The following is a 14,187-nucleotide window of genomic DNA, read 5'->3' as shown; positions in this document are numbered from 1 at the left end:
AGGGGAGCAGGTTCTGGTATTGTCTTGCGGTTCATTAATAAACCATACGGGACATATCAATGCGCTTGATCCTCACCCTGGTGGCCGCCCTGGCTGCCGGTTCCGCTTCCGCTGAACGCCTGACCCTGGAACGCCTGCACGCCGACCCGGGCCTGTCCGGCCCCGGCGTACGCGCCCTCAAAGTATCGCCAGATGGCGCCCGCGTCACTTTCCTGCGCGCGCGTGAAGACGACCAGTACCAGCTGGACCTGTGGGAATACAATATGAAGGACAAGACCACGCGCCGCCTGGTCGACTCCAAGGCGCTGGTCCCGGTGGAAAACCTGTCCGATGCGGAAAAAGCGATCCGCGAGCGCGCCCGTACCGCCGCCCTGAAAGGCATCATTTCCTATAGCTGGTCGCCGGACGGCAAGCAAGTGCTGGTGCCGCTGGCCGGCAACCTGTACCTGGTCGACCTGTCCAAGCCTGACAGCGCACGCCTGGTCGCTTCCGGCAGCGTGATCGATCCGAAGATTTCGCCAAAGGGCAAATACGTTTCCTTCGTGCGCAACCAGAACCTGTACGTGATCGACCTGGCCACCGGCAAGGAGCGCCAGCTGACCACCGACGGCAAGGGCACCGTGCATAACGGCGAAGCCGAATTCGTGGCGCAGGAAGAAATGGGCCAGCACACCGGCTACTACTGGGCGCCGGACGATTCCGCCATCGCCTTCCGCTGGTACGACGAAGCGCAGGTGCCGGTGGCGCGCCGCTTCGAAATCTACGCCGACCGCACCGACGTGGTCGAACAGCGCTACCCTGCCGCCGGCGACAAGAACGCCATCGTCGGCCTGAAAGTGGTGTCGCCGGCCTCCGGCGAGATCCGCGACATCGACCTGGGCGCCGAGAAGGACATCTACCTGGTGCGCGCCGACTGGAGCAAGGACTCCAAGTCGCTGTTCTTCCAGCGCCAGTCGCGCGACCAGAAGAAGCTGGAACTGATCGCGGTTGACGCAACTTCGCTGGCGCAGCGCGCAGTGCTGACCGAAACCGCCAACACCTGGACCACCATCCATGACGACCTGCGCTTCCTGGAAAGCGGCAAAGGCTTCATCTGGTCGTCCGAGCGCACTGGCCGCAACCACCTGTACCTGTACGGCATGGACGGCAAGCTGAAACACGCCATTTCCAAAGGCGAATGGGGCTTCGACAATGTGCTGGCAGTGGACGAAAAATCCGGCAAGATCTACGTGTCCGCCAACAAGGACGCGGCCTACGACAAGCAAGTCTATGAGCTGAAGCTGGACGGCTCCACCGCCGACAAGCCAAAGCGCATCACCCAGGCCGACGGCTGGCACGAAGCCTCCTTCTCCAAACAGGGCGAAGTGTTTGTCGACACCTGGTCCGATCCTGCCAACCCGCCGCAGGTATCGATCCGCCGTCCGGACGGCACCCTGGTGAGCTGGCTGGAGAAGAATGAAGTCAACGAGTCCCACCCATACTTCAAGTACAAGCCAGACCTGCTGCCGGTCGAATTCGGCAATATGAAGGCGAAGGATGGCCAGACCCTGTACTACTCCATCATCAAGCCGTACAAGTTCGACGCCAACAAGAAGTACCCTGTCTACCTGTCCACCTACGGCGGCCCGCACTCGCAGCACGTGACCCGTCGTTGGGACGGCGGCCAGTTCGACCAGTACATGGCGCAGCAAGGCTACGTGGTATTCCGCCTGGATAACCGCGGCTCCTCGCGCCGCGAACGCATGTTCACCGACGCCATCCACCGCAACCTGGGCAAGGTGGAAGTGGAAGACCAGCTGACCGGCGTTGAGTGGCTGGGCAAGCAGTCGTACGTGGATGCCAAGCGCATCGGCGTGTACGGCTGGAGCTACGGCGGCTTCATGACCCTGCGCCTGCTGTCCCAGGCTTCCGACAAGATCGCCGCCGGTGTGTCGGGCGCACCGGTGACCGACTGGGGCCTGTACGACACCCACTACACCGAACAGTTCATGGATCATCCGAAAGCCAACGTGGAAGGCTACAAGCAGTCGAACGTGTTCTATCACGTCGACGGCCTGAAGTCGAAGCTGCTGCTGATCCACGGCATGGCGGACGACAACGTGCTGTTCACCAACACCACCAAGATGATCGACGCCCTGGTGAACCGCGGCGTGCAGTTCGAGCTGATGACCTACCCGGGCGCCAAGCACGGCGTGTCCTCGCGCACCGCCAAGCGCCACGTGCAAACCTACATCGACGCCTTCTTCCGCAAGAACCTGAAGCCGGAATCGAACTAAGCACGGCCCCGCGCCCTGCCCCAAGCCCGCCCGCGCAAGCCGGCGGGCTTTTTCTTTGTCCATCCGCAAAGCATCCTGGCCTGGACGGCTAGACTGTCCAGATCATGGCTTGGATCGCGATTAACATATTGTTGCCAATTTTGGCTCCGTTACTGCTGCTGTTTGTGGCGGGAAGAATATGTGCGCCGCAAGGTCCGTTTGCGTCCAGGCTCCGCCTGGTTCGCGCCGTGAAGGACGGGCAACTCGGGTGGCTATCAGTAGCATTCTCTTCGAGTGCAGCGCACGAAATTTATGCACGCACCCATGAAAACATCTTGCCTGGCTGGGCAGGCCCTGCGCTTATGGGCTGCGTCGCATTGCTGATGCTATCCGGGATAGTTGCAGTATTCGGCGCGACGTTTCCCGTAGCGATTCGAAATCCAAATCCGCAATCCATTCTTGCTTGGTTAACCCATTTTCGTCTCTTCGTTTCATCGGCAATCCTATTGGCAGTTGCCGCCGTACTTCTAGGTACAGTGCACCTAGTACTTGGGCCCGCTTGCAATTGACGCTTTATCCGTCAAACTGAATCTCGGAGGTGCGACATGAAACGATGGTTCGCTGAATTTATCAAAGACCGAGAACGAGCTTATCGATTGACCGTCAACTGGATGTTTGCACTCGGGCTCTTAAGCGGGCTGCTAGCAATCGGATCGGTATTGATGATGCGGTAGGCCGAACGCGCGTAGTGCGCTCGGCCGGAGGGAGGGGTTATTGGCGGTTGCCGCGGTCGATCAGTTCGTCCGTGGCGTCATCGACGGCTTCGCGCAGGTCGCCGCGCTGTTTCTGCAGCTTGCCTTCCACCTGCTTGGCGACGCCCTTCACCTGCTGTTTCGAGCTACCGACCAGTTCGCCGGTTTCTTCCTGGATCTTGCCGCCAATTTCCTTGGCTTTGCCCTTCACTTGGTCCTTGTTCATGATGCGCTCCTCGTAAAAGATTGCGACGAGCAAATCATACGGAGAGTGAGGGTCGGTCACTGTTCGTTCGTTAACATTTACGCCAGACTGAAGCCAGCCACGGCTGCTGTTCGCGCGGCAAACCTGCCGGGCGGTAATAGTGCGTGACGGGTTCGAAGCCGGCCGCAGTCACCACAGCCGACCATGTTTCGTAATCGTAATAGCAGCCATAACGCGGACCATTCCAGCCCTCCTCGTTATGCCCGCGCGGATTGGAGCTGAACAGCACACCACGCGGCTTCAAGGCCGCGTGCAAGCGCAACAGCACACCCGGCAAAGCGGCGCTGGGAACATGGAACAGGGAAGCATTGGCGAACACGCCATCGAACGAGGCGGGAGGCAGGTCAAGCGCGACAAAGTCCTGCTGCCACACGGGACAGCCACTCCAGCTTTGCGCCATCTCCACAAAGCGGGCCGAACCATCGACACCGACCGGCTCATGCCCGAGGGACTTGAAAGTACGCAGGTCGCGGCCAGGCCCGCAACCAAGGTCGAGGATGCGGAACGGAGCCGTTCCTTCGATCGCATCGAGCAGCGCCGCCACATTCTGGCTTACGTCGTGGTCGCGCGTCCCCTCCAGGAAGGCTTGCGCGTTGCGTTCGTAATGATCCAGCGTGCGCCGGGTGATCTGCTCGATGTCGTCCATCCTCCTACTTTACCAGACGCGTACGCGCTGTTCCGGCGCCAGGTACAGCTTCTGGCCCGGCTTCACGTCGTAGGCCTTGTACCAATCGTCCAGGTTACGCACGGTGTAGGTGCGCCACTTGGCCGGCGAGTGGCCGTCGGTAGCGATCTGGTTGCGCAGCGAAGCGTCGCGCGACTTGTTGGCCCAGCTGGAAGCAAAGCCGGCGAAGAAGGCGCGTTCCTGCTCCGGCGAAGCCTTGCCACCGGACGCCGCGTTGAAGGCATCCAGCGCCGCAGCCAGGCCAGCCAGGTCGGCCAGGTTTTCGCTCAGGGTCAGGGTGCCGTTCAGCTTCAGGTCAGGGAAGGCCTGGTAAGCGTCGTACTGCGCCACCAGCGCTGCAGCGCCCTTCTTGAAGTGCTCACCGTCTTCCTTGGTCCACCAGTCGCGCAGGCGGCCCTTGGAGTCGAACTGGGCGCCCTGGTCGTCGAAGCTATGGGAGATTTCGTGGCCGATCACAGAGCCGATTGCGCCGTAGTTATGCGCATCCGACGCCTTCATATCGAAGAACGGCGGCTGCAGGATCGCAGCCGGGAAGTTCAGCGCATTCTGCATAGGCATATTGACCGCATTCACAACATGCGGCGGCATGCACCATTCGGTCGGATCGACCTTCTTGCCCAGCTTGGCCAGCTGCTGGCGGTAATGGAACTTCTCCGCGCGCAGCATATTGCCCATGGCGTCGTTCGGCTTGATTTCCAGGCCTTCGTAGGAAGTCCACTTGTCCGGATAACCCACGCCCACGTACAGGGTGCGCAGCTTTTCCTGCGCTTCCTTCTTAGTGGCAGGCGCCATCCAGTCCAGCTTCTCAACGCGCTTGTGGAAGGCCGCCACGATGTTGGTCACCATCGCCTGCAAGCGGGTCTTGGCTTCCGCCGGGAAGTAGCGCTCGACGTACATCTTGCCCGCAGCATCCGGCACCGCGTTATTGACCGCACTCAGGCCGCGCTTCCAGCGTGGCGACAGCTGCGGCGTACCGTTCATGGTGCGGCCATAGAATTCAAAGCGCTGGTCGACGAAGGCTTTCGGCAGCGAATTGCCGAAGTGGTTGACGGTGTGGAAGGCCAGGAAGTCCTTCCAGGCCTGCAGCGGCATTTCATTGACCAGGGCCGCCGCGCCAGTGATCGCGCTCGGATGGTAGACCATGAACTTGCCCTGCTTGCCCAGGCCGGCGGCGCGGAAGAAAGCCTTCCAATCCATGCCCGGCGCCTTGGCGCTGAAGTCTTTCATGGTCCACAGGTTGTTGGCCTTCTGGATATCGGCCGAATCTTCGCGGCTGCCGTGCGACTGGGCGATCTTCTTTTCCAGTTCGAACACGCGCGCAGCGCGGGTTTCCGGCTCGCTGTAGCCGGCCAGCTTCATCATGGCGGCGATGTGGGCCTGGTAAGCGGTGCGCAGCTGGCCCATGCGCGGGGTGTCGTCCAGGTAGAAGGCACGGTCAGGCATGCCCAGGCCGCCCTGCAGGATGTAGGGAACGTAATGGTGCGGGTCATTCAGGCCCTGCGCGAACCACATGCCGAAGATGTTCTCGGTGTAGAAATTGGTCGCGTTCAGCGGATCCACATCGGCGCGCAGGCTGGCGCCCAGGGCGTGCACCAGGGCCTCCTTATCCTTGATCGCATCGATCTTCTTCAACTCCGGCATCAGCGAAGCGGTACCGGCGGCTTCGATTGCCGCTTCATCCATGAAGGCGCGGTAGAAGTCCGTCACGCGGCGCGCATCGCCGGCCGGGTTCCTGGCGGCGGTTTCTTCAATCAGTTTAACGATGCGGGCGTTGGTTTCATCGCCCAGCGCGGAACCGGCGCCCCAGCTGCCTTTATCGGCCGGGATCTCGGTCTTGGCCAGCCAGTCGGCATTCACATAGCCAAAGAAATCATCGCCCGGCAGCGGCGCGGCCGCTGCCTGTACTGGCGCAGCCTGGGCCGGCGCCGCCTGTTGGGCGATTGCCGGGGCCAGGCCCATGGTGGCGCCGCAGAAGGCCAGGGTAAGGGCCAGCTTGAGTGGCGTTACGCGTGTGGTTGCATGCATTGTTGTATCCCTATCTCTCGTAATTATTTATGGCGGAATAAGCCAGCCTGCACTCTAGCGGCAACTCGGCCATGACATGGCCGCTGTGCGACAGACTGCAAATTTCGAGGATCAGATGCAAAAATCGAGGAATGCTGTGCAGCAATGCCAACGAATGTTAAAAACTTGCTGCACTCCCCTCTGGAATGGCTTTATAGTTCACTTACAGCAACGCCTATCAAAAAGGAGACTTTCCATGAAGCTCGAAGCCCTGTTCCAGAACCCGACAGCGTTGCCTACTGCGCCGAAGGTTGTTGACGAATTGATCAGCAGCTTCGACAAGGCCAGCGTCTCCACCGAAGAGATCGCCAAGAAACTGTCGGCCGACCCGGTGCTGAGCGCCAAACTGCTACGCCTGGCCAATTCCGCCTATTACCATGTCTCGCGCTCGATCGGCACCGTGGAAGACGCCGTGCTGATGCTGGGCTTTGTCACCGTGCGCACGCTGGTGATCAGCTCCGGCCTGGTGAGCGGCTTCAAGACCGTGCCCGGCCTCGACCTGCGCCAGTTCTGGCGCTACAGCCTGCGCACTGCGGTGGGCGCCAAGTTCATCGCCAAGGCCTGCAAACAGAACACCGACCTCGCCTTCACCATCGGCATGATGCACGCGATTGGCCAGCTGGTAATCCACGCCGCCATGCCCGAGCAGGCGATTGCGCTGGACCACGTGGCCGGCCCGCTCGACGCGCGCCGCCTGGATGCCGAGCAAGCCTCGCTGGGCTACAACTTCGCCGACGTCGGCGCCGAACTGGCCCGCCGCTGGAAGTTCCCGCCAGCGTTCTCCGAAACCATTGCCGCCTTCCCTCATCCGGGCGACGACTTGCTGGCCGCCGTCATCCACCTGGCCGCCTGGCGCGCCCGCGTCGATGAAAACAAGCTGACCCCGGACGAAATCGCCGCCTGCTACCCGACCGAAGTCGCCGACCTGCTGGGCCTGGAAGACAATGCCCTGATCGACCAGATGCCATCGCTGGACGAACTGAGCGCAGGCCTGGAAGAACTGATCAAATAAACAAGTTTTTCGCTTAGCTCCTGGCCGTTGCCGCCCTTGGGATGGGGGCGCAACGGCTTTTTTAATTTTTTTTTCAAAAAACCCTAAAGTTCCTGCCGAGCCTGACGTAAATCCTGACATGCGGTACTCCGCGCCCAGAATCCAAGGCTCAAAATGACCTCTGAAGTCCTCGCAACCTACGAAAAAATTGCCGGTTTGACCAATCAGATGGTGATGGCCGCGCAATCCAGCGACTGGGATTCGCTCGACCGCATGGAAAACCAATGTGCCGCAGCCTCGGTAGCCCTGATGGGTGGCGCCGCGCCGCTGCAAGGCGATGCCCGCCAGCGCAAGATTGACCTGCTGAAACAAATCCTGGCCAACGACCGCGCCATCCGCGAAGTCACCGAGCCATGGCAGAGCCGCCTGAACGGCTAATTCCCTGCCCCGCAGAAGATAAAGCGCCTCCGGGCGCTTTTTTCTTTTTCGCCACTTTTGTCCACTTTGGGGTCAGGAACGAATAAGGACAAAAATTTCTGGAATGAAAAAGGCGCCCGCTTGGGGCGCCTTCGAGGAATTGGGAGGGGCGAGCACCAGGTATCTCCTGGTGTCGCCTCAGCGCCGGTTGCACCCGGCGTTCATATCGCCTCAGTCGGCTATGAACAGCTTCCAGGCGGGGTCGTTTCGTCAACGTCGCTCTGCGGGTCGCGTCACGCTATCGGTGGTGACTGCGGCAGAACCTCGCCTGTGTGAGCCCAGTATATCGCAGTTCAAAAAAAATTGTCTAGCGCATAAAAGCAACGGCTGTTACCCCTGGGCAGTTGCTTCTTCCATAGTAGGCTCTTCAGCTGGCGGCTCCTCTTTCTTGCGGAAGGATTGCCAGATTTTCAGCGGCCCCTGCCCTCGCCGCTTGCGCAGGAAGTAGATTACGCCGCCCAATGCGGCCAAGCCTGCCAGTCCGCCGACCGCCATCATGATCATGCTGGTGCGGGATTTGGCTTCCAGTTCGCCTGTTACGCCAGGCTTACCGGGCTTGACTGGTGTGGCGCCTGGCTTGGCTGGCGCTTCGGATTTCACGAGTGCAGCCGCTGCCTTGGCCGGCGCTGGAGGCAGAGCGGGCGCTGGAGCGGTGAGCGCTTGCTGTAGTCGCTGGACTTTGCCTTCCAGGTCCACCAGCTTGCCGGTCATGGCCTGGCATTGCTGGATCTGGGCTTCGACCTGGGCGGGTACGCATGCCTCGGCCGGCGCTGCAGCTGCGGCGACCGGGGCCGGGGTCGGCGGCGCCGCTTTTGCCGGCGCGGGCGGAACAGCTTGCAGTGCCTGCGCGGGCTTTACAACGGTTCTGGGCTGCTCGGACTTGGCGGCGATCGGTGAAGGTGCAGGCGCGACTGCCTTGCGGGCTGCGAATGCGCGCTCGGCGGCTGCACTCATGGCTGCTTCGCCGCCTTCCGGCACAGGCGAAGTGAGCGGCATACGCGCGGCAGCCGGCGTCGCCACCGTGCGCGCCACGCGCTGTGCTGGCGGCTCCGGCGTCAGCCACAGCGTGGCCGCGCGGATGACCTGGCGGCCGCCGCTAGTCAATTCCAGGAACAGGTGCAGCGCCTCACTGTTCACTGGCTGCAGTGTCGTCAGGTGCAGGAAACGGCGCTCATCGCGCTTGGCGACGGAGATATACAGGCCGCCCAGCACCGGCGGCACACCCAGCCCTGCGCCTTTGAACACATCCGGGTTGGCAAGCTTGGCCTGGATTTCCGCCAGATCGGCCGGCGTCAGATCCACCAGCTCGATGTCCGCGGATAACTGCTGGCCAATGAACGAATTGACCTTCACCTCGCCCAGTTCAGCGGCATGCGCCGGGCCGCACAGGGTGGCGACAAGCAGCGCCAGCGCGCCTAAGGTCTTTCGTTTGCTTAGCATGGAGAACAGGTCTATTTCCGTAATGTATTCATTAACGGCGAAAAATCCCATTTTTGTAGGCCCGGCAGAGCTAGCGCGCTAATGGCGTTAGAATCATGACATCACTCCCCACCCCTGGAGCACACATGGACAGCAGAACCGAGCGCGACAGCTTTGGCCCGATTGAAGTTCCCGCCAGCCAGTTGTGGGGCGCCCAGACCCAGCGTTCGCTGGAGCACTTCCGCATTTCAAGCGAACGCATGCCCCCTGAACTGATCGCTGCGCTTGCCAGCGTGAAGCGCGCCGCCGCCAAGGTCAACGTCGATCTCGGGGTACTGGATGGCGCCAAGGCCAATGCCATCATGCAGGCTGCCGACGAAGTCCTGGCCGGCCAGCATGCCGGCGAATTCCCGCTGGCGGTTTGGCAGACCGGCTCCGGCACCCAGTCCAATATGAATATGAACGAAGTACTCGCCAACCGCGCGTCCGAACTATTGGGCGGCGAGCGCGGCGATGGCCGCAAGCTGCATCCGAATGACGACGTGAACAAGGGCCAGTCGTCAAACGACATCTTCCCGACTGCCATGCACGTGGCGGCAGCGCAAGCGGTAGCCGGCAATGTGCTGCCGGCGCTGCGCCAGCTGCGCGCCACGCTGCAGGAGAAGGCCCGGGCATTCGAAGGCATCGTCAAAATCGGCCGCACCCACCTGCAGGACGCCACACCGCTCACCCTGGGCCAGGAGTTTTCCGGTTACGTGGCCCAGCTGGATTACGCTGAAAAAGCCATCGAAGCAGCCCTGCCCGCCGTGCTGGAACTGGCGGCAGGCGGCACGGCGGTTGGCACCGGCCTGAATTCCCATCCGGAGTACGCGACGCGCATCGCTGCGGAACTGGCCAGCCGGCTGAAACTGCCCTTCCGCACCGCCGACAACAAATTCGCCGCCCTGGCCGGGCACGACGCCCTGGTTTCCGCCCACGGCGCCCTGAAAACCCTGGCTACCGCCCTGATGAAGCTGGCCAACGATGTGCGCTGGATGGCGTCCGGCCCGCGCTCGGGCCTGGGCGAAATCACCATCCCGGAGAACGAGCCAGGCAGCTCCATCATGCCCGGCAAGGTCAACCCGACCCAGAGCGAAGCGCTGACCATGCTGTGCTGCCAGGTGTTCGGCAACGATGTGGCAATCACCATGGGCGGCGCTTCCGGCAACTTCGAGCTGAATGTCTTCAAGCCGCTCATTGCCCACAACTTCCTGCAAAGTGCGCGCTTGCTGGCCGATGGCATGCGCAGTTTCGACGAACATTGCGCCCATGGCATCGAACCCAACCTGGGCCGCATCGCCGAGCTGATGGAGCGCTCGCTGATGCTGGTTACCGCGCTGGCGCCGCATATCGGGTATGATCGCGCCGCGCAAATTGCGAAGAAGGCGCAGCACGAAGGTAGTACATTGAAAGAAGCCGCCTTGGCCCTGGGTTTTGTGAACGAAACCCAGTTCAATGAGTGGATTGTTCCACTGGAAATGACCAAGCCCGGCGGCAAGGGTTAATGCCAAACAGAAATACAACACCCGGCGCCAGCCCAACAGAAAGAGGATTAAAATGCAGAAAGTAGATTTCGAATTGACAGGCGAGTACATCGAGCTGAACCAGCTCCTGAAAGTGGTAGGCCTGTGCGACAGCGGCGGCGCCGGCAAGCAGATCGTAGCCAGCGGCGACGTCAAAGTCGACGGTAAGCAGGAGTTGCGCAAGACGGCAAAAATCCGGGCGGGCCAGCGTGTGCGCCTGGGCGACGTGCAAATCGACGTCCATGCCGAGGGTGGTGCAGCCTGATTGAACCCGCGCGGAGGGGGGCATCATGGACGGTCCCGACCAGAAGCAAATGCAGACCCAGGAACAGCTGATTGGTGACCTGCGCCAGGTGATCGAAAACGCTGAGGAACTGCTCAAGAATACCGACCATTACACCAGCGTGCTGTATCAGGCCGCGCGCGCCAAGCTTGCCCAGGCCTTGCTGACGGCAAATGAAGAGCTTGAGCGCTGTGAGGATGCGCAGCTCCTGCGCATGATCGAAGCAACCCATCGCGCCAATATGTTGCACCGGGATCTGTCCGGTGAAGCCAAGTTAATGCGGGCGTTTTACTAGGGTTTGCTGCTGCAGCCATTGCTGGAGGCTGGCGGCGACGCTGAACTCTTCATCCAGCGCAAAAGCGGCGTCCAGGGCGGCGCCGATTGTTTTCCCATCTTTGAGCGCATGAAGCGCTGCGTGTTCCGGCGCTTGCAGCGGCGTGAGCTGGGCAGTCCATTGCGGGCGGCTGAGCAAGGCGCGGCTCGGGCTTCGCATATCCTGAGGGAAGTCGACGGCGCTGGCAGGCTGGTGTGCGAGCCATAGCTGAACCACGGCCCACTCGGACTCGAACAACTGGGCTGTGCGCTGCCAGGCGAAGGCCTGCTCTTGCACCGTTTGCGGGTTGATGTCTGACGCGCTCAGCGCTGGTTCGTGGACGGCGTAGTGGATGCGGTGCAATTGCCACTCGAGGCGGGCCATGTCGGGCAGGTAGGGCAAATCTTGCACGTGCGGGAAGCTGCGCAGGAATTGCTCGAAATCGGCGCCAAAGCGGTTCAGGTCGCCGCTATCGGAGGGGTGGGCGCGGCCGTACTCGCGGGCCAGGGCGGCGAAGAATTCCTCTCCCACCAGTTGGGCGATGACGGGATAGGCGGCAGCCAGCGCCTTGTTCCAGGTCGAAGTCAGGTTGCCACGGTAGAGGCCGAAACGTTCGGCGTGCTTAAGCTGCAACCCCGCGTCAGCTTCCGGCGCAAATAGCGCATCTGCAAACGCCTGCTGCTGTTCCGCCAACGCATCACTGCCGCCCAGAAATAAATGTCCACTTTCGCCGGGGCGCCGGACCGTCCTGACCCCAAAGTGGACATTTGTTGCTGGAAAGTTAGCTGCGATGGCGGTGGCTTGGGCGGCTTCGTCGAGCAGGACTTCGAGGGCGGGGATGTCGGTGTCCCATTCGATCAGGGTGGGGACGGCGCCGAAGCGGGCTAACGCAGCCTCATATAAGCGCCAGACGGGGGCTGCGACTCGGGCGCCGTGGTGGTCGACCACGGCGTCAGGGGTGACCAGGTGGCCGGCGAGGTGGATTTCGCCTACCGTGCCGATCTCGATCGCTGCCAACGCGGCTAAGGCGTCTTCTTCGTGGTTGCACTGGTTGACATAGAGGTTGTTGACGTCCAGCAGCAGGCCGCATCCGGTGCGGCGCGCCAGGGCGGCCATGAATTCGGCTTCGCTCATGGCGTCGTCGGCAAAGCGGACGAAGCTTGAGACGTTTTCCAGCAGGATGGCGTGGCCAAGGGCGTCCTGCATGCGCCCTACCCGCTCTTCGAGCAGGTCGAGGGCGGCGTGGTTCAGCGCCAGCGGCAGCAGGTCGTTCAGGTGGCGGTCGAACACGGCGCCCCAGCACAGGTGCTCGGATACCAGGGCGGGTTCGATACGTTTTGCGAGGCTGGCTACCCGTTCCAGGTGGCTGCTGCTGAAGCCGCGCGCGGAGCCGAGGCCGAGGCCGACGCCGTGCAGGCTGATGGCATAGTCGCGCCGCAGCTCTTGCAGCACATGGAAGTCGCCGCCGGCCTGGTCGAGGTAGTTTTCAGTGTGGACCTCGAGCCAGGCGGCATTCGGCCGCTGCTCGAGGAATTGGCGGTAGTGCGGTGCCCGCAATCCGATGCCGGCGCCAGCCAGCTTTGGGGCACGCGCCATCGATTACTTGGCTGGAGGGGTGGTCTTGCCGCCGGCTTTTTCGCAGGTGCCTTTGGCGACGTACTTCCATTCGGAAGCCATATTGTCGCTCTTGGCCTGGTTCGAGCAGCCGTGGGTGCCGGTGGCGCAGTCGTTCTGGCCGGCCTTGGCGACGCCGTAGCACTTTTCTTTTTCAGCCGGTTTGTCCTGTGCTGCGGCGGCGGTCGTGCTGGCGGTGGCGCACACGGTGGCCAGTGCGGCGGCGATCAGGGCTTGGCGGTTTTTCATGTAGGTCTCCTCTCTTGGTGATAAAAAAAACCCGCTGGCACCGGTGACGGTGCGGCGGGTGCTTGCGGCCCGGACGGCGTGCCGGTCAGGCGGTGGTGTTGATGTTCTGGCCCAGGTGCGATGGCAGGTTGCTGGCGGCTGGCGCTGGCGGGATGGCTTCAATCAGCGCTTCGGCGCTGGATGCCTGGACGTCCTGCGCCTTTTTCAGCACGGCGTAACCGACTTCGACACGATTGCTCGTCTCGGCGATCGTTGTTGCTGCTTTGGCAATGCTTGCTACGTCCATATTATCCTCCCACTTGTACTTATCTAGATTTACGGACGAGTTGCGGGGAACTTTAGGCTTGGCGCGGGATTTTTTTTACCAGCCAGGCCAGCACGCTGTCGGGACGGTTCAGGTCGAGCCATTGCAGACGCGGCGGCAAGTCGTGCGGGGCGGGCTGGTCGGAGGCGATGGCGACGATGCTGTGGTCGTCCAGGTAACGCGGCTGCTGGCCGATGATGGGGCGGTAGACTTCCAGCTTGTCGATTTGCCATGCGTGGAAGCCTTCGACCAGGGTCAGGTCGGCGGGTTGCAGTCTTGCCAACTGCTCGTCGCAGCCAGGTTCCTCGGCGCCGCGCAGTTCGTGGATGATGGCGAAGCGGTAGGGCGAGGCGATCATCACCTCGGCGGCGCCGGCGTGGCGGAAGCGGGCGCTGTCCTTGCGGGGTGGCTCGAGTTCGAAGTCGTGGTGGCTGTGCTTGATGACGTTGACCTTCCAGCCGCGCTCGGCCAGGGCGCCGACCAGGTACTCGATCAAGGTGGTTTTGCCGCTGCCGGACGGGCCGGTTACGCCAAGGACATTCTGCTTCTTGCTGCTCATAACGGCACTCGATAGCGGTAGCCACGGAAACTGAATACGGCTTGCTTGGGCTGGAGCTTTTCCAGCAGCAGGCCGGGGGCGACCTCCTCCCCTTCCTTACGCAAGACTTTGTCTATCAGTAGCAGGCGGTCTGCCGGGTTCTTGGAATACATATAGCCTCCCAGGGCGATCTGCGGGATGGCGCGCTGGATCGGTTCGGGGAGGTCTTGCAGGGATTGGAGGTGCTCTTCGGGCGGCGCAGCTGGGACAGCAGCTGTGGGCTGGCTCGCCACTGGCACGTCAGCTGCACGCTTTGGCGCTGCACTGGCGCCACTTGCGCTATCCAGGGCGGCCGGCCTCGTCGCAGCGGCCACGGTCGGTGCTGGGGAGCGCACAGCGACCGCCGTGGAGGAGGC

15 protein-coding genes are annotated in these 14,187 nt (G+C 62.1%); 6 read left to right on the top strand and 9 right to left on the bottom strand.

Annotated elements, in window-relative coordinates:
• The first annotated feature begins 59 nt into the window (after positions 1–59).
• The gene (locus AAHE99_RS19595; protein WP_342119038.1) at positions 60–2,276 is read left to right on the top strand and encodes a S9 family peptidase; all 2,217 of its coding nucleotides are present in this window, start codon (positions 60–62) and stop codon (positions 2,274–2,276) included.
• A gap of 750 nt (positions 2,277–3,026) precedes the next feature.
• Here the strand turns inward: AAHE99_RS19595 and AAHE99_RS19590 are convergent.
• From AAHE99_RS19590 to AAHE99_RS19580, 3 genes are all read right to left on the bottom strand, one after another.
• Complete coding sequence (locus tag AAHE99_RS19590; protein ID WP_342119037.1) at positions 3,027–3,233, bottom strand: CsbD family protein; 207 nt, start codon at positions 3,231–3,233, stop codon at positions 3,027–3,029.
• A gap of 70 nt (positions 3,234–3,303) precedes the next feature.
• Positions 3,304–3,918, bottom strand: a complete 615-nt coding sequence (locus AAHE99_RS19585; protein ID WP_342119036.1) for a class I SAM-dependent methyltransferase — start codon at positions 3,916–3,918, stop codon at positions 3,304–3,306.
• Positions 3,919–3,927: 9 nt separating this feature from the next.
• Complete coding sequence (locus tag AAHE99_RS19580) at positions 3,928–5,982, bottom strand: M13 family metallopeptidase (RefSeq protein ID WP_342119035.1); 2,055 nt, start codon at positions 5,980–5,982, stop codon at positions 3,928–3,930.
• Positions 5,983–6,217: 235 nt separating this feature from the next.
• Here AAHE99_RS19580 and AAHE99_RS19575 point away from each other — a divergent pair, with 235 nt between their 5' ends.
• Both AAHE99_RS19575 and AAHE99_RS19570 read left to right on the top strand, forming a co-directional pair.
• Complete coding sequence (locus AAHE99_RS19575; RefSeq protein WP_342119034.1) at positions 6,218–7,033, top strand: HDOD domain-containing protein; 816 nt, start codon at positions 6,218–6,220, stop codon at positions 7,031–7,033.
• 153 nt (positions 7,034–7,186) lie between these two features.
• Positions 7,187–7,450, top strand: coding sequence for a flagellar protein FliT (locus tag AAHE99_RS19570; RefSeq protein WP_342119033.1), 264 nt, complete (start codon positions 7,187–7,189; stop codon positions 7,448–7,450).
• A gap of 369 nt (positions 7,451–7,819) precedes the next feature.
• Here AAHE99_RS19570 and AAHE99_RS19565 read toward each other — a convergent pair whose 3' ends face one another.
• Positions 7,820–8,929 carry a type IV pilus assembly protein FimV gene (locus AAHE99_RS19565; RefSeq protein WP_342119032.1) on the bottom strand — a complete coding sequence of 370 codons (1,110 nt, stop codon included), beginning with the start codon at positions 8,927–8,929 and terminating at the stop codon, positions 7,820–7,822.
• A 125-nt stretch (positions 8,930–9,054) separates the two neighbouring features.
• Between AAHE99_RS19565 and fumC the strand changes: the two genes are divergently transcribed.
• From fumC to AAHE99_RS19550, 3 genes are read left to right on the top strand one after another with little or no spacing between them, the layout of a single operon-like run.
• A complete protein-coding gene (gene fumC / locus AAHE99_RS19560; protein ID WP_342119031.1) occupies positions 9,055–10,452 on the top strand; it encodes a class II fumarate hydratase in 1,398 nt (465 codons plus the stop codon).
• 52 nt (positions 10,453–10,504) lie between these two features.
• Complete coding sequence (locus tag AAHE99_RS19555; RefSeq protein WP_342119030.1) at positions 10,505–10,735, top strand: RNA-binding S4 domain-containing protein; 231 nt, start codon at positions 10,505–10,507, stop codon at positions 10,733–10,735.
• Positions 10,736–10,760: 25 nt separating this feature from the next.
• Positions 10,761–11,048, top strand: a complete 288-nt coding sequence (locus AAHE99_RS19550; RefSeq protein ID WP_342119029.1) for a DUF883 domain-containing protein — start codon at positions 10,761–10,763, stop codon at positions 11,046–11,048.
• Here the strand turns inward: AAHE99_RS19550 and bufB are convergent.
• The 5 genes from bufB to AAHE99_RS19525 form a co-directional block, all read right to left on the bottom strand.
• On the bottom strand, positions 11,028–12,662 hold the full coding sequence (gene bufB / locus AAHE99_RS19545) for an MNIO family bufferin maturase (RefSeq protein WP_342119028.1): 1,635 nt from the start codon (positions 12,660–12,662) through the stop codon (positions 11,028–11,030). The genes AAHE99_RS19550 and bufB overlap by 21 nt on opposite strands.
• Before the next feature lie 3 nt (positions 12,663–12,665).
• Positions 12,666–12,929: a BufA1 family periplasmic bufferin-type metallophore gene (locus AAHE99_RS19540; RefSeq protein ID WP_342119027.1), complete on the bottom strand. Its 264-nt coding sequence runs from the start codon at positions 12,927–12,929 to the stop codon at positions 12,666–12,668.
• Between the two features lie 85 nt (positions 12,930–13,014).
• On the bottom strand, positions 13,015–13,215 hold the full coding sequence (locus AAHE99_RS19535) for a YjfB family protein (RefSeq protein WP_342119026.1): 201 nt from the start codon (positions 13,213–13,215) through the stop codon (positions 13,015–13,017).
• Between the two features lie 52 nt (positions 13,216–13,267).
• Positions 13,268–13,792 (bottom strand): molybdopterin-guanine dinucleotide biosynthesis protein B, encoded by a 525-nt coding sequence (mobB, locus tag AAHE99_RS19530; RefSeq protein ID WP_342119025.1) that lies wholly within the window; start codon positions 13,790–13,792, stop codon positions 13,268–13,270.
• Positions 13,789–14,187: general secretion pathway protein GspB (locus AAHE99_RS19525; protein WP_342119024.1), on the bottom strand; the 399-nt coding region annotated here is incomplete at its 5' end. The genes AAHE99_RS19525 and mobB, both read right to left, overlap by 4 nt.

Source organism: Pseudoduganella sp. OTU4001 (assembly GCF_038440195.1).
Taxonomy (GTDB): Bacteria; Pseudomonadota; Gammaproteobacteria; order Burkholderiales; family Burkholderiaceae_D; genus Rugamonas.
Note: the sequence above shows the minus strand (reverse complement) of the source record. Positions and strands in the feature narration are given on the sequence as shown.

Bases quoted from the DNA above. Each gene is read 5' to 3' on its own strand.
- AAHE99_RS19595 (WP_342119038.1), top strand. From the start codon at position 60: ATGCGCTTGATCCTCACCCTGGTGGCCGCCCTGGCTGCCGGTTCCGCT.
- fumC (WP_342119031.1), top strand. From the start codon at position 9,055: ATGGACAGCAGAACCGAGCGCGACAGCTTTGGCCCGATTGAAGTTCCC.
- AAHE99_RS19575 (WP_342119034.1), top strand. From the start codon at position 6,218: ATGAAGCTCGAAGCCCTGTTCCAGAACCCGACAGCGTTGCCTACTGCG.
- mobB (WP_342119025.1), bottom strand. From the start codon at position 13,792: ATGAGCAGCAAGAAGCAGAATGTCCTTGGCGTAACCGGCCCGTCCGGC.
- AAHE99_RS19550 (WP_342119029.1), top strand. From the start codon at position 10,761: ATGGACGGTCCCGACCAGAAGCAAATGCAGACCCAGGAACAGCTGATT.
- AAHE99_RS19590 (WP_342119037.1), bottom strand. From the start codon at position 3,233: ATGAACAAGGACCAAGTGAAGGGCAAAGCCAAGGAAATTGGCGGCAAG.
- AAHE99_RS19570 (WP_342119033.1), top strand. From the start codon at position 7,187: ATGACCTCTGAAGTCCTCGCAACCTACGAAAAAATTGCCGGTTTGACC.
- AAHE99_RS19585 (WP_342119036.1), bottom strand. From the start codon at position 3,918: ATGGACGACATCGAGCAGATCACCCGGCGCACGCTGGATCATTACGAA.
- AAHE99_RS19580 (WP_342119035.1), bottom strand. From the start codon at position 5,982: ATGCATGCAACCACACGCGTAACGCCACTCAAGCTGGCCCTTACCCTG.
- AAHE99_RS19535 (WP_342119026.1), bottom strand. From the start codon at position 13,215: ATGGACGTAGCAAGCATTGCCAAAGCAGCAACAACGATCGCCGAGACG.
- AAHE99_RS19565 (WP_342119032.1), bottom strand. From the start codon at position 8,929: ATGCTAAGCAAACGAAAGACCTTAGGCGCGCTGGCGCTGCTTGTCGCC.
- bufB (WP_342119028.1), bottom strand. From the start codon at position 12,662: ATGGCGCGTGCCCCAAAGCTGGCTGGCGCCGGCATCGGATTGCGGGCA.
- AAHE99_RS19540 (WP_342119027.1), bottom strand. From the start codon at position 12,929: ATGAAAAACCGCCAAGCCCTGATCGCCGCCGCACTGGCCACCGTGTGC.
- AAHE99_RS19555 (WP_342119030.1), top strand. From the start codon at position 10,505: ATGCAGAAAGTAGATTTCGAATTGACAGGCGAGTACATCGAGCTGAAC.